This is a genomic window from Microvirga terricola, assembly GCF_011777495.1.
Classification (GTDB): Bacteria; Pseudomonadota; Alphaproteobacteria; order Rhizobiales; family Beijerinckiaceae; genus Microvirga; species Microvirga terricola.
The window spans coordinates 659,810-680,154 of record NZ_JAATJS010000002.1; the positions used below are offsets into that span (position 1 = coordinate 659,810).

A 20,345-nucleotide genomic window follows, 5' to 3' on the forward strand; every position below is an offset into this window, starting at 1 on the left:
AGTACGGGCGCCATCGACGGAGCGGGATTGATCCCCGCAGGTCCGGCGATGGCGCACAGGCCCCCTCAGGGGCCTTTTTTATTGCCCAAATCCCAAAGCACCCCGAAAAAAGACAGACCCCGACGGAGCGAGTGACATGAGCGAGACGATGACCGGAGCCGAAATGGTGATCCGAGCCCTGCAGGACCAGGGAGTCGAGCATATTTTCGGTTACCCGGGCGGCGCGGTACTCCCCATCTACGACGCCCTTTTCCATCAGGAGGCCGTCAAGCACATCCTCGTGCGGCACGAGCAGGCCGCCCTGCATGCGGCGGAGGGCTACGCCCGCTCCTCTGGCAAAGTCGGCGTGGCTTTGGTGACCTCCGGTCCCGGCGCAACGAACGCGGTGACGGGGCTTGCCGATGCGATGATGGATTCGATCCCGCTGGTCTGCATCACGGGGCAGGTGCCGACCCACCTCATCGGCTCGGATGCATTCCAGGAGTGCGACACGGTTGGCATTACGCGCCATTGCACGAAGCACAACTATCTCGTGAAATCGATCGATGAGCTGCCGCGCATCTTGCACGAGGCCTTCTACGTTGCTGCCAACGGGCGTCCGGGCCCGGTGGTCATCGACCTGCCGAAGGACATCCAGTTCAAATCGGCACCCTATGTTCGTCCGACCAACAACCAGCACAAGACCTATCGCCCGACCGTGAAGGGCGACATGGACAAGATCCGCGCTGCCGTCGAGCTGATGGCGAACGCGAAGCGTCCGATCTTTTATACCGGCGGCGGCGTCATCAATTCCGGGCCCCACGCATCGGCCCTGTTGCGCGAACTGGCGCAGCTCACGGGCTTCCCAGTGACGTCGACCTTGATGGGCCTTGGCGCTTATCCTGCTTCCGACCGGCAGTTTCTCGGCATGGTCGGCATGCACGGCACCTACGAGTCTAATCTCGCGATGCATGAGTGCGACGTGATGATCAATATCGGCGCGCGTTTCGATGACCGCGTCACTGGCCGCCTCGATGCCTTCTCGCCTTATTCCAAGCGCATCCATGTGGACATCGACCCGTCCTCGATCAACAAGAACGTCAAGGTTGATATTCCGATCATTGGTGACTGTGCTCATGTGCTGGAGGACATGGTGCGCCTGTGGCGCCAGACCGCGCAGCAGGTGGACAAGGTCGCCCTGAAGGATTGGTGGAACAAGATCGAGGGCTGGCGCCAACGCAATTGCCTAGCCTACCGCAGCTCGTCCGACGTGATCATGCCGCAATACGCGGTTCAGCGCCTCTACGAGCTGACCAAGGATCGCGAAACCTACGTCACGACTGAGGTCGGACAGCACCAGATGTTCGCCGCTCAGTACTTCCGGTTCGAGGAGCCGAACCGTTGGATGACCTCCGGCGGCCACGGAACCATGGGCTATGGCCTGCCCGCTGCGATCGGTGCACAATTGGCGCATCCGAACGCGCTCGTCATCGACATCGCCGGCGAAGCCTCGATTCAGATGATGTTGCAGGAAATGTCGACGGCCATGCAATATCGCCTGCCGGTGAAGATCTTCATCCTGAACAATCAGTTCATGGGGATGATCCGCCAGTGGCAGGATCTGCTGCATGGCGGACGTCACTCCGAAAGCTATTCGGATTCGCTGCCGGACTTCGTGAAACTTGCAGAAGCTTATGGCGGTGTCGGCATTCGCTGCGACAAGCCGGCCGATCTCGATGCGGCGATCATGGAGATGATCAACATCAACAAACCGGTGATCTTCGACTGTGTCGTTCACAAGACCGAGAACTGCTTCCCGATGATCCCATCGGGCAAGGCGCACAACGAAATGCTGCTCAACGACTATCTCGGCGAAACCGGAACCGACATCGGTTCCGTCATCGACGAGAAGGGCAAGATGCTGGTGTAATTTTGAGCAAAAACCCCTCTCCAGCCGGAGAGGGGAAAGACCTGGAACGCTAGCCGAAAAAATTCACGAACCATGATTCAAATGAGCACCCATTACCCCGACGCGACCCGCATCGAACCCATCAACCGGCACACGTTGGCCGTCGTCGTCGACAACGAGCCGGGTGTCCTTGCCCGCATCGCGGGCCTGTTTTCGGGGCGCGGCTACAACATCGAGAGCCTGACGGTCACGGAGACGGAACACGAGGCTCACATCTCGCGCATCACCATCGTGACGGCGGGCACCAACAGCATCATCGAGCAGATCAAGAGCCATCTCGAGCGCCTCGTGCCGGTACATCGGGTCGTCGACCTAACGCTGACCGGCGAGGCGGTGGAGCGCGAGCTTTGCTTGGTGAAGGTGGTCGGTAAGGGCGATCACCGTGTGGAGGCTATGCGGTTGGCTTCCGCCTTCGGCGCGCGGACCTTGGATGCCACGCTGACCTCGTTCGTCTACGAACTCACGGGCACGACGGATGAGGTCGAGCGCTTCATCAAGCTCATGACGGCGGTCGGCCTCGTGGAAGTCTCACGCACCGGCGTCGCCGCCATGGCGCGCGGGGCGGATGGGATGTAGTCACCCCCTGAAGTCGCTCTCCTTCAAAAACGCTTCCTCTTCCGTCGTTGTCATTCGCTCCAGAATGACGTTGCGGTGCGGGAAGCGGCCGAAGCGGGCGACGATGTCGTGATGGTGGCGTGCCCATTTGAGCGAGTCCTCTCCGAGGGTTTCGTTCAAGGCCACCGAGCGTTTCTGATCCTGCAAGGATTCGGAATGCATGAACGGCAGGTAGAAGAAACGGCGGAGTTCCGGCTCCGCCTGCCGGTCAAAGCCTTTCTCGATAGCCCTTTGGGCTACGAGAACGGCAGCTGGATCGGTTTTGTAGACGTCCGGCGTTCCGCGGAACATGTTTCGCGGGAATTGGTCGAGAAGGAGAACGACGGCAAGCGCCCCGTCAGGGGTGGCTTCCCACGAAGTGAGAGCGTCCTGCGCAACAGCTTCATAGGTGGGAAGGAAGCGAGTCCGGCAGGCGTGATCGAAGGCATCGTCCTTTGAGAACCACTTGTCGGGCCCGGCTTCGCGCCAAAAGGAGAGGACTTCATCGGGAGTGGCGAGACGCTGCATGGCTTGTCCGTCGGTGGTTTCGGTTCTCCCGCCTATTTAAGGTGTCGGGGAGAGTTTTTCACTCTCCGGTTCCGGATCGCTCGTAGGTCGAAAGCGGCCCTTGCCTTGCACGACGTGCAGACAGGGTTCGCATTTTTCCTACAAGCGAAGACTTGTCAGCGCAGCTTTCATCGCTACAAGCGGCGCTGGACAATCCGAATGTTGCGCGGCATCAAGATGCAGGCGTGGCGGAAACGAAGAGCGGGGGCGAAAATCCCCTTAACGACAAGGACTTGAGGACCATGCGTGTCTATTACGATCGCGACGCGGATATCAACCTGATCAAGGGCAAGAAGGTCGCCATCGTCGGCTATGGCAGCCAGGGCCATGCCCACACCCTGAACCTGCGCGATTCCGGCGTGAAGGACATCGCCGTTGCTCTCCGCAAGGGTTCGCCCTCCGCCGCGAAGGCCGAAAAGGAAGGCATCAAGGTCATGGAAGTGGCCGAGGCCGCCAAGTGGGCCGACGTGGTCATGATGCTGACCCCTGACGAGCTGCAGGCCGACATCTATCGCGACGATCTGCAGGCCAACATGAAGAAGGGCGCGGCGCTGCTCTTCGCCCACGGCCTCAACGTCCACTTCAACCTCATCGAGCCCCGCAAGGACCTCGACGTGCTGATGGTCGCGCCGAAGGGCCCCGGCCACACGGTGCGCTCGGAGTACCTGCGCGGCGGCGGCGTGCCGACCCTCATCGCGATCCATCAGGACGCTACGGGCAACGCCCATGACATCGCGCTCTCTTATGCGTCCGCCAATGGCGGTGGCCGCGCGGGCATCATCGAGACGACCTTCAAGGAAGAGTGCGAAACCGACCTCTTCGGCGAGCAGGTCGTGCTCTGCGGCGGTCTGGTCGAGCTGATCAAGGCCGGCTTCGAGACCCTGGTCGAGGCGGGCTACGCCCCCGAGATGGCCTATTTCGAGTGCCTGCACGAAGTGAAGCTGATCGTCGACCTCATCTACGAGGGCGGCATCGCCAACATGAACTACTCGATCTCCAACACCGCCGAATACGGCGAGTATGTCACCGGCCCGCGCATCATCACGCCGGACACCAAGGCCGAGATGAAGCGCGTTCTCACCGACATTCAGACCGGCAAGTTCACCCGCGACTGGATGCTGGAAAACAAGGTCAACCAGACCTCCTTCAAGGCCGTGCGCGCCCGCAACGCCGCGCATCAGATCGAGGAAGTCGGCACGCGCCTGCGCGCCATGATGCCCTGGATCAAGGAAAAGGCTCTGGTCGACAAGGCCAAGAACTGATTGCCGGACAGGCAAACGAAAAGGGGCGGGTTTTCCGCCCCTTTTTTGTTTCCCGTTCCGGTGTGGCTTAGAGGCCGTAGCGGAGGAGGATGACGACGGCTCCGAGAATGCAGAGAACCGGGGCAAGCCGCTCGACGCGGTGCTTGAAGAACGCGAAGATGCCCCAGCACACCAGGAGCGCGAGGCACAGTCGCCATAAGCTCTGGGCCAGATAGTCGATGCCTGTCATACCCGGTGCAGAGCCGCCCGAGGTCCAACTCTCCGTCATCCAGATGATGGAATAGGCGATGCCGGCGATCCACCAGCCGTAGTGGCGCCATGAGAGGGGAAGGCCGGTGAGGCCCGTCGCCTCGTCCTCGGCCGTGGAATCATCGTCGTACCAATGATTTCGATTGTGCGAATGTTGATGCATAATGTTACTTCTGAAATGCTGCAGTGAGCATTGAGTAACATTGTTCGCAGCTTCCGGCCCCGCACGAACGGGGAGGGTCAGTCAAAAAATCTGACGAACGTTAGGGAATCCGGTCTGTTGCCTTAGGGCAATCGGGCAAATCACCAAAGCAGATACTGTGCCAATCCTGCTCCCGGCGCGAGAATCGCGAAGGCCCACACGGAGGCGGATGCGAGGTTGGCGGCCTGGAACAAGAGGCCCGGCATCAGGAAAATCCCGGCGATCAGCGCGACCACCGCGCGGGTCGGGCCGAAGAAGCGGCCGAAGAAGATGGCCCACGGCCCGAGCCGATGAAAGAACGCCTCGCCGCGCACCGCAAGGTGAGGGTGCTGGGACAACGGCCAGAGGTGATAGGCCGATTCCTTGAAATGGCGACCGACTTCGTAAGAAACCCAATTGCCGCAGACCGCGCCGATGGCCGCGCCGAGCCATGTCTGCCAGAACGGGATCTCCGCAGCCGCGAGAACGAACCCCACCGTGATCATGATGGTCATGGTCGGCAGGACCAACGAGACGAACGCGAGCGACTCGCCGAACGTCATGAGCGCGAGAAGGAAGGGGGCATAAGCCTGGTGATTGCGCACGAAATCGACGATGGCGGTCTTGATGCTCGCGAAGTCCATGAAGGCTCCAACCTGTCCTCTCCGGGAAGAGGGTTTATCTTTGGCGGAAGAGGGTATTCATTCATTCTGATGAATTCGATCGCATTCCGCAATTTGATGCGCAGCCGCCGACGCGCTAACCGGAATCGTGCAGCGAGGTTCTGGCTATGAATGTTCTCTCGATTCAATCCCATGTCGCTTATGGTCACGTCGGCAACGCATCCGCTGTCTTTCCCATGCAGCGATTGGGGGTCGAGGTGTGGCCGATCCACACCGTGCAGTTCTCGAACCATACCGGTTATGGCTCGTGGAAGGGCCGCGTCTTCGACGGACCGGCCATCGAAGAGTTGCTTGATGGCATCGCCGATCGGGGTGTGCTGGAGCGCTGCAACGGGGTGCTTTCCGGCTATATGGGGTCGGCCGATATCGGCAATGCGATCCTTTCCGCTGTCGGGCGTGTCCGCGCGCTCAATCCGGATGCGCTCTATTGCTGCGATCCGGTGATCGGCGATGTGGGGCGCGGCATCTTCGTCCGTCCCGGCATTCCGGAATTCATGCGCGATCAGGCGGTCCAGGCTGCCGATATCGTGACGCCGAACCAGTTCGAGCTCGATTTTCTGTCGGGCCGGACGACGGGGACCTTGAACGAGGTAAAGCAGGCGGTGAGCGAGGTGCAGGCGCTGGGTCCGAAAGCCGTCCTGGTGACCTCCGTCGAAACCCGCGAGACGCCCTCCGACGCGGTTGATCTGATCGCCGGCGAGGCAGGCCGCTTCTGGCGGGTGCGGACGCCCAAGCTGGGCGTCTCGGTCAACGGTGCGGGCGATGCGATTGCTGCGCTGTTCTTCGTCCATTACGCGCGCAGCCGTTCCGCGGCGAAGGCGCTCGCGGAAGCCTCGGCTTCCGTCTACGGCCTGTTGAAGCGCACGGAGGAGGCGGGCTCCCGCGAGATCCTCACGATTGCGGCGCAGGACGAATTCGTATCTCCGACCTACCGCTTCAACACCGAGGAAGTTTGAGCCCATGTCTCGCCGCTATGTGACCCTCGACGTCTTTACCAAAAAGCCATTCACCGGGAATCCTCTGGCCGTGGTTCTCGACTCGCAGGGTCTCGATACGGACGAGATGCAGACCATCGCCAAGGAGTTCAATCTCTCCGAGACGGTCTTCGTGGCGCCGCCCACCGACCCGCGCCATCGCGCCGATATCCGCATCTTTACGCCGGGGCGGGAATTGCCTTTCGCCGGTCACCCGACCGTCGGTACCGCAGTGCTTCTGGCGCTCCTCGACCGCAAGGGTGAGAAGGGCGCCGTCGCTTTCGGCTTGAAGGAGCAGGTGGGCGTGGTTCCTTGTGCGGTCGAGGTCGAGAGCGCCGTGATGGGCATGGCGCGGTTCCGGCTTCCGCGCCTTCCCACGACATGGGGGGATGGCAAGGAGACAAGCGACTGCGCCTGGGCGCTCGGGCTCGATCCAAAGGAGATTGGCTTCGACCGCCATGTGCCGAGCCGCCATTCGGGCGGCGTCGCTTACGATCTGCTCCCGGTGGCATCGCTCGATGCGCTGGCACGCTCGAAGCCGCAGGGCGAGGCCTTTGACAAGGCGTTCAGTGACAGCGACCACCCGGCCGCCTATGTCTATGCGCGTGTTCCTGGTGCGACCGGACTTCGTTTCCGCGCGCGCATGTTCGGTCCCGGAATGGGCATTGCCGAGGACCCCGCGACCGGATCCGCGGTCGCGGCGTTTGCGGGTACGCTCATGCAATGCGAGCCGCTTGGTGATGGCGAGCACGACATCGTCATCGAGCAGGGCGTCGAAATGGGCCGCCCGAGCGAGATCGCCCTGCAGATGGTGATCGAGAAAGGGGCGCTCGTTTCCGCCGAGATCGGCGGCCATGCGATCATGGTCAGCCGCGGAGAGCTTTTGGGATGAATCAGGCCGTTCGCATGACGCGGGACGTGAAGATCACCCGGGTCGCCGACGTGAAGGCTCGCTTCGAGCCTTTGGACTGGCCGTGGGCGAAGCAGAACCAGGACGAGATTGCGGCCAACTGGCAGCGCCGCCTCCAAAAGACGCCCAAGATGTTCAACGGGCGCGTGCTGCTGTTGCGCGACATCGAGGTGATGCCGGAGCTGTGCCGCAACACCTACTTTGAGGTCGATTACGCCGACATGCTTGGCTGGATCGATCTGGGCCATCCCGATCCTACCATCGCCAACGGGTTTGCCATGGGCGCGCTGCGCGGGTCCGATGGAGCCTTCATCTGCGGCGTCATGAGCGGCGACACGGCCAACGGGGGGCGCGTCTATTTTCCCGCCGGAACGCCCGACCGGGCCGATATGCAGCCTGACGGCTCGGTCGATCTCGCAACCAGCCTGACCCGCGAGCTTTTCGAGGAGACCGGGCTGTCGGAGGCCGATTATCACGTCGAGGACGAGTGGATCGTCGTGCAGCGCTGGCCCGCTATCGCGCTGATGCGCATGGTCACGCTTTATGTCCCGGCGGAGGAGGGGGCGAGGCTTATTCGCGCCAATATCGCCGCCCAGGACGAGCCCGAATTGTCGGATGTCCGGATCATCCGTGGGGCAGGGGACATCGACCCGCAACGGATGCCGCTTTTCCTGCAGTCGTTCTTCCGCTGGAGCTTCGATCAGCGATAAGCCGTACCGGCGGCGCGACAGGTTCTGTCGCGGTGGCAAGTTTCCGCTTTTCGGATGTTGCATTCGCTTGCCATCGGCCCGAAGCGCCTTTACAAACGGCGCATCGATCGCGGCATGGGTCCGCGACGTTCAGGAGGAACGGGAAGCGATGTCCATCGGCTCCCCCAGCGCAATGACGATCAGCCCCGCTTTCGCGGCCGGTCGCGCGCGCCTCCTTGGCCTCCTTCTCCTTAGTCGCCCCTGAGGGTCGGCTGGGCGTTGCCGCCTGGGCTCTCAGGGGTTTCGAGAACAGGAAACCAATCTTGAGCGGCACCATGCTTGGCATTCGGGTCGCTCACCCCGAGAAGGACTTTTAGAATGACCGCTTCTTCCGCCGCCGGCTCTTCCAAAGACCGCGTATTGATCTTCGACACCACCCTGCGCGACGGCGAGCAATGCCCCGGCGCGACCATGACGCTGGAAGAGAAGCTCGAGGTGGCCGACCTGCTCGATGCCATGGGCGTCGACATCATCGAGGCGGGCTTCCCCATTGCCTCCAACGGCGATTTCGAGGCCGTGTCCCTCATCGCCAAGCGCATCAAGAACGCGACCGTCGCGGGTCTCGCCCGCGCCATTTCCGCCGACATCGCCCGCGCCGGTGAGGCCGTGCGTCACGCGGCCCGGCCGCGCATCCACACCTTCGTCTCCACCTCGCCGATCCATTTGGCGCACCAGATGCGTAAGACGGAAGAGGAGGTGCTGGAGATCATCACCAAGACGGTGACCCAGGCCCGCAACCTCGTCGACAACATCGAGTGGTCGGCGATGGATGCCACGCGCACGCCCATCGACTATCTGTGCCGCTGCGTGGATGCCGCCATCAAGGCCGGCGCCACCACCATCAACCTGCCCGACACCGTGGGCTATGCGACGCCGGATGAATATCGCGCCATGTTCAAGGCGGTGCGCGAGCGCGTGCCGAATGCGGACAAGGCGATCTTCTCCGCCCATTGCCACAACGATCTCGGCCTCGCGGTCGCGAACTCGCTGGCAGCTTTGGAAGGCGGCGCGCGGCAGATCGAATGCACCCTCAACGGCATCGGCGAGCGCGCGGGCAATGCGGCGCTGGAAGAAGTCGTGATGGCGATCAAGACCCGCGGCGACGTGCTGCCCTACGAGACCGGCATCGAAGCCACGATGCTGACGCGCGCCTCGAAGCTCGCGTCCGCCGCCACCTCGTTCCCGGTGCAGTACAACAAGGCCATCGTGGGCCGGAACGCCTTCGCGCATGAAAGCGGCATCCACCAGGACGGCATGCTGAAGAACGCGCAGACCTACGAGATCATGACGCCGGAGAGCGTCGGCGTGTCCAAGACCTCGCTCGTCATGGGCAAGCATTCGGGCCGCGCGGCGTTCCGCAACAAGCTGGAAGAGCTGGGCTACAGCCTGTCCGACAACCAGTTCCAGGATGCGTTCGAGCGTTTCAAGGATCTCGCCGACCGCAAGAAGCACGTCTACGACGAGGATATCGAGGCGCTGGTCGACCAGAACATCGCCACCGCCCATGACCGCATCAAGCTGGTGTCGCTCTCCATCGTCGCCGGCACGCGCGGCCCGCAGCGCGCCACCATGCGCCTCCAGGTCGACGGCAAGACCGTGATCGAGGAGCAGGAGGGCAACGGCCCGGTGGATGCCACCTTCAACGCCATCAAGGCGCTGGTGCCGCACGAGGCCGTGCTGGAGCTTTATCAGGTCCACGCCGTGACCGAGGGCACCGATGCGCAGGCGGAAGTCTCCGTGCGCCTCTCGGCGGATGGCCGCAGCGTCACCGCCCGCGCCGCCGACCCGGACACGCTCGTCGCTTCCGCCCAGGCCTATCTCGGCGCGCTCAACAAGCTGTTGAGCCGGGGCGCTCGCCTGCACGCGCAACACGCGGCTGAATAAACCTTCGAGAACGAAACACCGGATCAGGGCTCGCTCGGCGAGCCCTTTTCTTTTGGCGCACCTCTTCGTCATCCCCGGGCTTGTCCCGGGGATCCACGTCTTTGTCGGCGGCCGCGTCTCAAGACGTGGATGGCCGGATCAAGTCCGGCCATGACGGGTGGGAGCCGTGTGGAATTCCTGTTCCCCTGAGATGTCAAAGAGCAAGCGCCTTCGGGCTCGGAGCAGGACTGCTCCGGGCCTGAAGGGCAATCGAGGGAGGCGCGGTGTGCGGTCCGGCTCGATGGCAGAGTGTTAAGGAGAGCCGGCTGGCACCCCGCGCACGGTTCTTTTAGGCGGACAGGCGGCGTTGGCTCCTGAACTGGCCGTGGCGGAACCGCCAGCAAGGACGGAACGGCCACGCACCTGCCTGAGCCCTCAGCTGATGCCTGGGCCTCCCGCCGGGTGGGGGTGCGTTTCCCCCAGCCGCGGGACCGTGCCCGACCCCACAATTCACGACGCCTCGCGAGCGCGCCCCTCATTGGGCCGGGACACCCCATACATGGCTCATGTTGGGAATGTTGTCAAGAACAAAATAAGAACATGCGGCGCGGCGGAGGTGGTGAAGCGGCCTGCACAACTTATGCACGCAAACGAAAGAGGTTGCCTTGACAATCAATATATCGGCGGGCTTCCTGCGGATAAGTCTTTCAGTTCGGACGAACTAGTGCAGCTGTTCTCATGACCATAGCTGATCCCCTTGAAAAAGCGCTTATCGTGCAAGTTGAAGACAGCAAGACGAACTTCCTCGCGTCTCTCTTAGATAATGAGACGGCTTTGGCTTCAGAATACCGGACGCGTAATAGTGCTTTTGATTTTAAGAGTGTTCATCCCGCCGATGTAAGTACTGAGGAAGCTCGAGGCTGGGCAGTGCAACGCCCAGGAAAGCGGGCTACCAGACTTAAGCGCCGGAAAAGCCATGATAAATCGTTCGACGATAGTGTTTGGTGCTTGCTGCGCACCATGGGCTATGGAACCCTGAACGATGGTAATTTTAAAATTACCTTTACTCGTAGTGATGGCTCGATAGGTAGGAAGCAGATCGATGTCTACGCCGAGGATAGCGAAACCGCGCTTGTAATCGAGTGTAAGTCGCGAGAAGAGCGTGGGCGACGCTCTCTGCAAAAGGACATTCAAGATACCATATCGCTACAACAATATTTCCGAGACTCCATTAACAAGCGGTTCAGGGGTAAGGAAAAGCCGAAAATTGTATGGGTCTACGCGACCAGTAATATTTTGTGGTCCGTACAGGATATTGAACGCGCTGAGTTGGGCGACATCAAGATCGTTACGGAAAACGAGCTGCAGTATTTTGATGCGTTCGTGAAGCACATGGGGCCGGCCGGGAAATATCAAATCCTCGGCGAGTTCCTAAAGGGCCAGAAGGTGCCGGGCCTCACAAATGTCAAACTGCCTGCGATTCGAGGTAAGATTGGCGGCGAGGTATTTTACAGCTTCGCCACCACACCTCGGAATTTGCTGAAGATTGCGTTTATCAATCATCAGGCTCTGAATCATCCAGACGGACGTCCCGCGTATCAAAGGATGATCTCGTCGACGCGGATCAAACAAATCGGCGCCTTCATAGAGAAAGGCGGATTCTTCCCGACCAACATTTTGGTAAATTTCTCCGATGCGCCTCGCTTTGATTTGATTTCTAATAGTGAGAACACCGATCCAAACCTCAAATTCGGCTGGATCACATTGCCATCGAAATATCGTTCGGCGTGGATCATCGACGGCCAACACCGGCTATATGGATTTTCCCATCTAGATGAAAAATATCTGGATCAAAGCCTATTCGTTCTGGCCTTCGAGAGAATGTCAGTTCAGAAGGAAGCTGATCTCTTTATAACGATCAATCACAAGCAGAAGAGTGTTCCGAAGAGCTTGCTGGTAAGCCTGCTGGCCGATATTCGATTGGGGGATAGTGACCCATCGACCGCACTATCTGCACTCGGTTCCGCTGTCGTAAGAACATTAAATACTGACAAGGCGAGCCCGCTGGCACGGCGCTTTGCTACCCCGGGGGTGCCACCGGAGCCGAGCCAGAATCTCACGGTATCAGAAGCTGTGAACGGTTTGCGGCGATCCGGCCTAATTGGCAAAGTTGCGGGCACGATACTTGCCCCTGGGCCGCTTTCTGGTGCGACTGATGAAGACACGGTCAAACGAGCTGCCAAAGTTCTGAATGCCTACTTTGAGGACGCTAGGGCAGCCAATTCAAAGCGTTGGGAGGCTGGTCGAGATGCATTCATAGCTGTGAACCCCGGCATACGCGCTCATCTCAGTGTGGTTGCCGAAGCTATGTCCTATCTCTCAGAACATAAATCGCTTGATTTTCCGCTTATGGCGCCGGAAGACGTCGCAAAGCACATCACAACGTTTTGCTCACCGATCTTCACCTTCATCAAGGAAGCTTCTGACGATGAGGTGCGGAGCAAGTTCTCTCGAAAGTTCGGTGAAGGCGGCGTCAAAGAATACACCTACCACCTGATGCAAATCCTTACTGAGGCCCATAGCGATTTTGGTACAGAAGAGTTCCAACGGTGGGTTCAACAAAGTGCCTCGGAAAAAATTGATGAGGTGAACCAGTTTCTGATGAAGCTCGCTGAGCGGCTGACGAACTGTGTAATCAACACATTGAAAGAAGTTCACGGTATGCACCGGCTTCCCAGTGATGAGCCGGCGTTTTGGGAGATCGGTGTTCAGAGCGAGCGTATCCGGCGAAATGCGTTTGAAGCTCAGCAGAACGACAAGACGCGCCGAAAGGCCAAAGAAGCCTATCTCAACATTGTTGATCTAATCGAGATTGTTAAGCAACCCAACAATTGGGACCATTTTGAACATGTCTTTAAAAATCCGCGCCCTGATGAACGCGCTGGCCAAAAATACTATCTTGGATGGATCCAAACGTTTAATGAGCTTCGGAATATTGCTGCCCATAAGAATCAGTTGAAGATTTACACGGATCAGGATCTCGAATTCGTCGAGTGGCTACGGACTGAAGTTGATCCGAAGGTCCCGAGATGACGAGGCAGGCGCTCAAGCCATTCCTAAAATGGGCGGGCGGAAAACGCTGGCTGTTCGAAACCGGCCAGTTCACGCTTCCGACCGTCACAGGTAGATATATAGAACCGTTTCTAGGTGGCGGAGCGGTATTCTTTGCGAATCGGCCTAAAAAAGCGATTCTCAGCGACTCGAATGACCGGTTGATCGAGCTTTTTGTAGTGATTCGGGACGAACTGAAAGAGTTCGAAGCGTTGCTACGAAAACATGCCAATTCACATTCGAAAGAATATTATTATGAGATGCGCTCGAAAAGGCTTAGAAAACCAACAGCCCGCGCAGCGCAATTCCTTTATCTCAACCGTACATGTTGGAACGGTCTTTATCGAGAAAACCTGAAAGGGCAGTTCAATGTCCCGATCGGTACAAAGCAAACGGTAATTTTTGATACAGACGATTTTTCGGCTTGGTCGAAGGCGCTGCAGGGAGCGCGTGTAGAGCATCGTGATTTCGAGGTCGCGATCGACGAAGCCAGGGAAGGGGACTTTATATTCGTTGATCCACCTTACACCGTTCGACACAATATGAATGGCTTCGTAAAGTATAATCAAAAAATATTTGCCTGGTGCGATCAGGTTCGCTTGCGCAACGCGCTCCAGCGTGCGTCCGAGCGAGGCGCCTCATTCGCCATGACAAATGCAGATCACGAGAGCATTAAAGATCTGTATGCCGGTTTTGGGTATCAACGGCAGCTTGGGCGTCATAGCGTGATTGCCGGCCAGTCCGTTCACCGCGCCTATTCGACGGAATTACTCATCACGGGGTGATTTCGAGCCCAAACTAACTCACTGACTTGACTCTTGATTGGCTTGTCAGCCTCCCCCCACCCATTGACCCATCGCCCCTTTCACGTGTTATCTCGATGCCGGAGCCGGGCGCACCCGGTTCTGGGGCTTAAGAACCCCACTCAGAGCGGCCGGCATCGGCCGTCAATGATGCCTTCCTTGCCTTATGGCCGGAGAGGCGATGGCGCATGTCCAGGGCGAAAGCCTAAAGGTCATCGCGGCCGTCTCTGGGCGGTTTCTTAACTCCCCGACCACCAGCGCCGCTGGTGGTCGATCACCGCCACAGGGGGAGTTTTTCAATGAGCAAAGCGCACTTTCCGGCCAAAGTCCCAAGCAGCGCCGACCGGCGCATCGGCCAGCGCATCCGCTTGCGTCGGCTGGACCTCGGGATGAGCCAGGAGAGGCTGGCGGAGACGTTGGGGCTCACCTTTCAGCAGGTGCAAAAATACGAGAACGGCAAGAACCGCGTCAGCGCGGGCCGGTTGCAGGAGATCGCGCGGGCGCTCGGTGTGTCGGTGACATTCTTCTATGACGACGAGGACTTGCCACCGATCGGGCAGGGGACGCCGTACAGCGTCTCGCTGCTCAGGGCCTTCGGCGCCATCGCGCATCCCGACCTGCGCCGGCAGGCGCTGGCGGTCGTGCAGGCGATTGCCGGGGTGAAGGCGTAAAGCGCCGTCTCAGTCCAAAACCGGGATCGGCCCTGCCGACTTGATGCTCGACAGGACGAAGCTTGAGCGCACATCCGCCACGCCGGGCAGGGTGAGCAGGCGGTTCATGGTGAATTCGCCAAAGCTTTCGATGTCCTTCGCGACCGCGTGGACGATCAGGTCCACCTCGCCCGCGAGCGCGTGGCAGGCGATGACCTCCTCATAATCCTTCAGCCGCTCCACCAGCCGCGTGCGCCAGCCGGGCTCCGATTGCTCGAGCTTGATGAACACGAAAGCCTCCACCTCAAAGCCGAGGGCCTTGCGGTTCACCACCGCGCGGTAGCCTTCGATGATCCTGTCCTCTTCCAGCGTTTTCAGTCGCCTGAGACACGGCGAGGCGGCAAGGCCGACTTTCTCGGCGAGCGCCGCATTGGTGATGCGCCCGTCGCTTTGGAGAATGCGCAGGATACGGCGGTCGGAGGGGGAGAGGGGGCGTTTCATCGGCATGCTCGCAAAACGGGTCAGATGATGACCTATCGGAGCTTAATCCGGTTTCAATCCGGCGAACAATGACCTTCCTGGGGTGATATTCTGCGGCAAAAGCGGAGGAAGAACCCATGAACAGCGCCACCGGCAGCAACGATCCTCGCGACTATCTCGTCCCGCAAGGCTTCGAGGCCTACACCGACACCGATCATGCCACCTGGCGCACGCTCGCGACGCGCCAGCGGGAGATTCTGAAGGGCCGCATCGCGGATCAGTTTCTGGAGGGGCTCGACCGACTCGGCATCGGCGAGACAGGCATTCCCGACTTCCGCGTCATGAACGAGCGGCTGCGGGCCGCGACGGGCTGGGAGGTGGTAGCGGTGCCGGGGCTCATCCCCGATCTCGCCTTCTTCCGCCTTCTCGCTGACCGCAAGTTTCCGGCGGGCTTCTGGATCCGCAAGCCCGAGCAGATCGACTACATCGAGGAGCCGGACGTCTTCCACGACGTGTTCGGGCACGTGCCGCTGATCATGCAGCCGGTTTATGCCGACTATCTCGAAGCCTACGGCAAGGCGGGCCTCGTCGCCGCCGAGCACGGGGCCTTGAAGCGCCTCGCGCGGCTTTACTGGTACACGGTGGAATTCGGGCTGGCGCAGACGCCTCAGGGTCTGCGCATCGTCGGCGCGGGCATTGCGTCATCGCCGTCCGAGACGGTCTTTTCGCTGGACAGCGCTTCGCCCAACCGGATCGGATTCGACCTCGCCCGCGTCATGCGCACGCTCTACCGGATCGACGACTTTCAGGAGACCTATTTCGTTCTCGATGGAATCGACGCCTGGCCGAGCCTCGATCTCGACCGGCTCATCCCGCTGTGGAAGGAATTGGAGGGGCAAGAGGACATCAAGCCCGGCGATCTGCAGCCCGAGGACCGCATTTTGACCAAGGGCGACGGCAGCTATCACCGTGCCAAACCAAAATCCGCCGCGTGAGCGAAAAAACCGTCGCAAGAGGGTAGACAGAGGCCACAGGGTTTGTTACACGCACGGCCTCTTCAGCGGGAACCAAGCCGTTGAGCGAAATAAAGTGTCTTTCACCAGACACTTAGAAGTAAGTGGGCGCATAGCTCAGTTGGTAGAGCAGCTGACTCTTAATCAGCGGGTCCTAGGTTCGAGCCCTAGTGCGCCCACCACTTATTTCCCAAGAAATTAAAACAGTTGCGGGCAGGCCGGGTTTTCGTGAGAGCGAACGGTCATGGTTCGTGTCGCCGCCGAGCGGCTATGCAGGCGTCAACGGCGGCGCATCCGTGTCTTGCTTTTCTCTCGGACCGCAACTGCTCCTGTCGATGCCGCCGACTCGAAAGTTGGCGGCATCGTAAACGATGGCATGGGCTGGCATGGGAGCGCCCCACGACGCCCGAGCGACCGGATCAGCTTTTCAGGCGGCCGCGGCCGCAGTAAGCTCCTTTGCGAGCTGTTCCAAGAGCCACTTGCTCCCTTCTGCACGCCCTTCGATGTTTCCGTCGAGATAAGCTCCCTGTTCGGTTAGGACGAGACGGGTTCGCCCTTCGCCTTCGGCATGAAACTCGGTGGTCAGGAGGGACGATGATAGCGGCGCACCATCCACGGTCATGGAGTAGGCGATAATGACGCGGTCATTCTCCTGAACGTCGAGAAACGTCGTGTCGTTGGTTAAAACAGTTTCGGCTCCGGGCGGGCTGAATTTGCTAGACTCCGTAGCCCCGGATCGTGCCTGTTCCGCCGGCCGATATTCATGAACGGTCCAGCCATTCGATCGGATCAACCAACGATGGCGCGCTTCTGCTTCGGTGTAGGCTGAAAACACTCGTGAAAGCGGGGCATCATAGACACGTTCAAGCGTGAAACTTCCATGGGTGATCTTTGCCAGGGTCATTTTCATTTCTCCTTGGATGTTATTTCAGTCTCATCGAGATACGCCGCCAGGTGATCCAGCTTGCGTTCCCATTGCGTGCGTTGAGCAGCAGCCCAACTCTCCAAGTCCTTCAGAGCACCCGGCTTCAGCGTGACAGTCCGAACGCGCCCGATCTTTTGCGTTTCGATCAGCCTCGCGGTTTCGAGAATCGCAAGATGCTGCATGACGGCCGGCAACGACATGGGAGTGACGGTCGCCAAGCTGCTGACAGAGGCCGGGCCGGTGGCGAGCCGTTCAACGATGGCACGTCTGGCAGGCTCGGAGAGTGCGTGGAGCAGGGTGTCTATTGGCTTCAGATAGTTAGGCATGCGCTTAACTAATAAGCCGTCGTCCTTGCTGTCAACAAAAACTTAGGTGCCGGCCTAAGTAATGATGATCTCCCAGCGGCCGGGCTCACCGACGCCCATCCGAATTCCTGGCTTGAGTATAATTTTAAGGTTTCTAACGCTACGGAATGTGAAGCAATTGGATTCGCTCGTTGCAGGAAGTCTGCGAAGAGGCGTTCCAATATTACGCAGATGCTGAATAAGACCGACTGCCCGGTCCACAGCCGATAGGCCCATCATGCAGCATTCCAACGACGCCCGTTTCCCTCATCCCGCGCTGAACGAGGACGCTGAGATGTTCGACCTCGCTCCCGTCTCGCTCTGGCTGGAGGATTACAGCGGCCTGAAAAGCCTTTTTGCGGAATGGCGCGCGGCGGGCGTGGCGTCGCTTCGGGATTTCCTGAACGAGGATCCGGCGCGGGTGCAGGCTTGCTCGGATCGTATCCGCGTCATCAAGGTCAACCAGAAGACGCTCTCGCTCTTCGAGGCGGAGGACGTCTCGCATCTCGTGGAAAATCTCGGGCAGATTTTCCGCAACGACATGCTCAAGACCCATATCGAGGAGCTGGTCCAGCTCTGGAACGGCGAGACCGAGTTCTTCAGTAACACCGTCAATTACACGCTCTCGGGCCAGCGGCTCGATATCCAGCTCAAAGGCACCATTCTGCCGGGCTACGAGCAGGGCTGGGACCGGGTTCTCGTCGCCATCGAGGATGTGACGGATCGCGAGACGGCGCGGCGCAAGCTGTCCGTCAGCGAGGAGTACGCGCGCGGATTGTTCGAGCATTCTCCGGTCTCGCTATGGGTTGAGGATTTCAGCAGCGTCAAGCGGCTGCTCGAGGAGGTGCGCGCCAAGGGAATTATCGACTTTCGCGTCTTTACGGATGTGCATCCCGAATTCGTCGAACGGTGCATGAGCGAAATCCGTGTCATCGACGTCAACAAGCACACGCTCGAACTCTTTGCCGCGCCCGACAAGCCGACCCTGCTGCGTCAGCTAGGTGACGTGTTCCGCGACGACATGCGAGAGCCTTTCCGAGAGCAGCTGATCGATCTGTGGCAGGGAAAGATTTTTCAGCAGCGGGAAGTCGTCAATTACTCGCTCGATGGCAACGAACTCTATCTCCACATGCAGTTCTCCGTGCTGCCCGGATATGAGCGTGATTGGTCGTTGGTCCAAGTCGGTCTGACCGACATCACCGCTCGCAAAAAGGCTGAGGCCTATCTGGAATATCTCGGCAAGCACGATGTTCTGACGAAGCTCTATAACCGCTCCTTCTACGCCGATGAATTGAACCGTCTGGAACGCAAAGGGCCGTTCCCGGTGACGGTCATCGTAATCGACCTCAACGGCCTCAAAGCCGCGAACGACCAGTTGGGCCATGCGGCCGGAGACGCTCTGCTGCGCCGCGCGGGCGAGGTCCTGAACGGCGCGGTGGAAAAGCCCGCTTACGCCGCGCGTATCGGCGGCGACGAGTTCGCGGTGCTCCTGCCCGGAACCGACGAGCGGGAAGGTCTCGTCATGATGGAAAGCATCGAGCAGCTGGTGGAGATCAACAACCAGTTCTATTCCGGCCTGGCGCTCAGTCTCTCGATGGGAGCGGCGACCAGCCAGCCGGGAGAGCGGCTCGAGGCGGTCGTGAAGCGGGCGGACATGCTGATGTATGAAGCGAAGCGCGCTTACTACGCTGCGACGAACGACAGGCGTTCTAATCCCTGATCCCCGGGAATGTCGCGTCATGACCGCGATGGGACCGTCGCGGTCGGAACAAGACGATTTGCCGTGGCTTAGTGCCCGGTTTCTTTCTCGGTCTCCGGCGCTCCGGGCGCGGTAAAGACCCAGCTGATCCCGCTCCGATCCTGCGGAGTGAGATAGATGTGCCCGTCCGTGATCTTCTCCACTGTGCAGGGATAAGCCCGCCGATCGCCGGGAGGGCGATAGATGACGGTCGCGCCGACTTCGATGTTGTCCGAAGGGGTCAGAAGCGCTGGCGAGTCCACTTTCTGGTCAAAAGATCGCTTTTCTGGCGCGGAGGGAGTCGGCTCGCCCGTCTTCTCAGCCCGGTAGCGGTCGAGAGCTGCGATGGCCGCCCGCGCCCGATCCCGATAGCGCTCGTGAACGACACGGAGAACGGGGCCCTGCTCGCGGCCGGGATACCAGGTCGTTCCTCCGAGCTTTGCAAGTTCTTCCGCGACGACCTCGACCTCAGCTTCATCCATTTGGTGTCTATCCTCCATCGCCTCGAAAAGTCACAGGCTGGCACCTGTCTAGCCCGGCTCCATTGCGCGAGGGTGTCACTAATTCTTAGTAGGTACCACTATATAACTTAAAGTTAAGTAAGAAAAAATCAGAGTCACGAGGTTCCGCAAGTCTCATATCACGATTGCGGTATCTATAAGTTCTTGCCGTTTGATTTTTGATATTTGATAATGTTACTTAAGAGAGTGCCGTGCGGAATCAAGTGGCGGAGTCGAATTTTGCTCCGTCCCGGTATGACAACGTCACCTTGAAGCTGCCTGCGACGCAGATTGTCGTAGCGCTGGCGCTCACTCAATCTTGATGATCTTCGCCTCGCCATGGGTCAGAGGCACCATGTCGCCGACCTCCTTGCCCATCAGCGCTCGTGCGAGGGGGGAGACGTAAGGAATGGTGCCCCGCGCAGGGTCGGCCTCGTCCTCTCCGACAATTCGGTAGGTTTGCCTGCGCCCGTCGTCGCGCTCGAAGGTGACGCGCGATCCGAAGCGGACATGCGAGGTATCGGGCGAGGGGGGAATGACCTCCGCCGAGGACTTGCGATGCGACCAGTAACGCAAGTCCCGCGAGACGCGAGATATCTCGGCCCGGTCCTCGACCTTCTGCGCTTCGGCCAGGCGCAGCCTCAAGGCTTCGATCTCATGGTTGATCCAGATAGAGCCTTCCGGGGTTACAAGATTGGCGTGAGGGCTGATCGGCCGGTCCGGCAGGTCCTCATAGGCTTCACCGCCTTCGGCTTCGCGAACAAAGGCACCACTCATCGATCATCCTCCGCATATTGAAGG

General features: G+C 59.8%; 20 protein-coding genes and 1 tRNA gene. 13 read left to right on the forward strand and 8 right to left on the reverse strand.

Features of this window, described 5'->3' with window-relative positions; all coding sequences use genetic code 11:
• Positions 1-136 precede the first annotated feature (136 nt).
• Both HB375_RS07505 and ilvN read left to right on the forward strand, forming a co-directional pair.
• Complete coding sequence (locus HB375_RS07505) at positions 137-1,909, forward strand: acetolactate synthase 3 large subunit (RefSeq protein ID WP_167672341.1); 1,773 nt, start codon at positions 137-139, stop codon at positions 1,907-1,909.
• A 72-nt stretch (positions 1,910-1,981) separates the two neighbouring features.
• The gene (gene ilvN / locus HB375_RS07510; RefSeq protein WP_167672342.1) at positions 1,982-2,524 is read left to right on the forward strand and encodes an acetolactate synthase small subunit; all 543 of its coding nucleotides are present in this window, start codon (positions 1,982-1,984) and stop codon (positions 2,522-2,524) included.
• Here the strand turns inward: ilvN and HB375_RS07515 are convergent, their stop codons facing one another.
• Positions 2,525-3,070, reverse strand: coding sequence for a DUF924 family protein (locus HB375_RS07515; RefSeq protein ID WP_167672343.1), 546 nt, complete (start codon positions 3,068-3,070; stop codon positions 2,525-2,527).
• Positions 3,071-3,351: 281 nt separating this feature from the next.
• On the opposite strand from HB375_RS07515, the gene ilvC reads away from it, so the two are divergent.
• Positions 3,352-4,371: a ketol-acid reductoisomerase gene (gene ilvC, locus HB375_RS07520; protein ID WP_167672344.1), complete on the forward strand. Its 1,020-nt coding sequence runs from the start codon at positions 3,352-3,354 to the stop codon at positions 4,369-4,371.
• A 67-nt stretch (positions 4,372-4,438) separates the two neighbouring features.
• Here the strand turns inward: ilvC and HB375_RS07525 are convergent, their stop codons facing one another.
• Positions 4,439-4,783 carry a hypothetical protein gene (locus HB375_RS07525; RefSeq protein WP_167672345.1) on the reverse strand — a complete coding sequence of 115 codons (345 nt, stop codon included), beginning with the start codon at positions 4,781-4,783 and terminating at the stop codon, positions 4,439-4,441.
• A 140-nt stretch (positions 4,784-4,923) separates the two neighbouring features.
• Positions 4,924-5,445: a DedA family protein gene (locus HB375_RS07530; RefSeq protein ID WP_167672346.1), complete on the reverse strand. Its 522-nt coding sequence runs from the start codon at positions 5,443-5,445 to the stop codon at positions 4,924-4,926.
• A 146-nt stretch (positions 5,446-5,591) separates the two neighbouring features.
• Between HB375_RS07530 and pdxY the strand changes: the two genes are divergently transcribed.
• From pdxY to HB375_RS07565, 7 genes are all read left to right on the forward strand, one after another.
• The gene (gene pdxY, locus HB375_RS07535; protein ID WP_167672347.1) at positions 5,592-6,440 is read left to right on the forward strand and encodes a pyridoxal kinase PdxY; all 849 of its coding nucleotides are present in this window, start codon (positions 5,592-5,594) and stop codon (positions 6,438-6,440) included.
• A gap of 4 nt (positions 6,441-6,444) precedes the next feature.
• Entirely contained in the window at positions 6,445-7,350 is a 906-nt protein-coding gene (locus tag HB375_RS07540) for a PhzF family phenazine biosynthesis protein (RefSeq protein WP_167672348.1), read from the forward strand.
• Complete coding sequence (locus HB375_RS07545) at positions 7,347-8,078, forward strand: NUDIX hydrolase (RefSeq protein ID WP_167672349.1); 732 nt, start codon at positions 7,347-7,349, stop codon at positions 8,076-8,078. The genes HB375_RS07540 and HB375_RS07545 overlap by 4 nt, the downstream gene beginning before the upstream one ends.
• 357 nt (positions 8,079-8,435) lie before the next feature.
• The gene (locus HB375_RS07550) at positions 8,436-10,001 is read left to right on the forward strand and encodes a 2-isopropylmalate synthase (protein WP_167672350.1); all 1,566 of its coding nucleotides are present in this window, start codon (positions 8,436-8,438) and stop codon (positions 9,999-10,001) included.
• A gap of 717 nt (positions 10,002-10,718) precedes the next feature.
• The gene (locus HB375_RS07555; RefSeq protein ID WP_167672351.1) at positions 10,719-13,073 is read left to right on the forward strand and encodes a DGQHR domain-containing protein; all 2,355 of its coding nucleotides are present in this window, start codon (positions 10,719-10,721) and stop codon (positions 13,071-13,073) included.
• The gene (locus tag HB375_RS07560) at positions 13,070-13,876 is read left to right on the forward strand and encodes a DNA adenine methylase (RefSeq protein ID WP_167672352.1); all 807 of its coding nucleotides are present in this window, start codon (positions 13,070-13,072) and stop codon (positions 13,874-13,876) included. The genes HB375_RS07555 and HB375_RS07560 overlap by 4 nt, the downstream gene beginning before the upstream one ends.
• Before the next feature lie 317 nt (positions 13,877-14,193).
• Positions 14,194-14,565: a helix-turn-helix domain-containing protein gene (locus HB375_RS07565; protein ID WP_167672353.1), complete on the forward strand. Its 372-nt coding sequence runs from the start codon at positions 14,194-14,196 to the stop codon at positions 14,563-14,565.
• 9 nt (positions 14,566-14,574) lie between these two features.
• Here HB375_RS07565 and HB375_RS07570 read toward each other — a convergent pair whose 3' ends face one another.
• Positions 14,575-15,045 carry an Lrp/AsnC family transcriptional regulator gene (locus HB375_RS07570; protein WP_167672354.1) on the reverse strand — a complete coding sequence of 157 codons (471 nt, stop codon included), beginning with the start codon at positions 15,043-15,045 and terminating at the stop codon, positions 14,575-14,577.
• Between the two features lie 116 nt (positions 15,046-15,161).
• On the opposite strand from HB375_RS07570, the gene phhA reads away from it, so the two are divergent.
• Both phhA and HB375_RS07580 read left to right on the forward strand, forming a co-directional pair.
• A complete protein-coding gene (gene phhA, locus HB375_RS07575) occupies positions 15,162-16,019 on the forward strand; it encodes a phenylalanine 4-monooxygenase (RefSeq protein ID WP_167672355.1) in 858 nt (285 codons plus the stop codon).
• Between the two features lie 124 nt (positions 16,020-16,143).
• Positions 16,144-16,219, forward strand: a tRNA-Lys gene (locus tag HB375_RS07580).
• A 245-nt stretch (positions 16,220-16,464) separates the two neighbouring features.
• Here HB375_RS07580 and HB375_RS07585 read toward each other — a convergent pair.
• Positions 16,465-16,941: an SRPBCC domain-containing protein gene (locus HB375_RS07585; RefSeq protein WP_167672356.1), complete on the reverse strand. Its 477-nt coding sequence runs from the start codon at positions 16,939-16,941 to the stop codon at positions 16,465-16,467.
• 2 nt (positions 16,942-16,943) lie between these two features.
• Complete coding sequence (locus HB375_RS07590; protein WP_167672357.1) at positions 16,944-17,288, reverse strand: ArsR/SmtB family transcription factor; 345 nt, start codon at positions 17,286-17,288, stop codon at positions 16,944-16,946.
• Positions 17,289-17,544: 256 nt separating this feature from the next.
• Between HB375_RS07590 and HB375_RS07595 the strand changes: the two genes are divergently transcribed.
• Complete coding sequence (locus HB375_RS07595; RefSeq protein WP_167672358.1) at positions 17,545-19,026, forward strand: sensor domain-containing diguanylate cyclase; 1,482 nt, start codon at positions 17,545-17,547, stop codon at positions 19,024-19,026.
• A 68-nt stretch (positions 19,027-19,094) separates the two neighbouring features.
• On the opposite strand, the gene HB375_RS07600 is transcribed toward HB375_RS07595, so the two are convergent.
• Positions 19,095-19,526 carry a hypothetical protein gene (locus HB375_RS07600; protein WP_246728379.1) on the reverse strand — a complete coding sequence of 144 codons (432 nt, stop codon included), beginning with the start codon at positions 19,524-19,526 and terminating at the stop codon, positions 19,095-19,097.
• Positions 19,527-19,853: 327 nt separating this feature from the next.
• On the reverse strand, positions 19,854-20,321 hold the full coding sequence (gene greA / locus HB375_RS07605) for a transcription elongation factor GreA (RefSeq protein WP_167672360.1): 468 nt from the start codon (positions 20,319-20,321) through the stop codon (positions 19,854-19,856).
• Between the last annotated feature and the right edge of the window lie 24 nt (positions 20,322-20,345).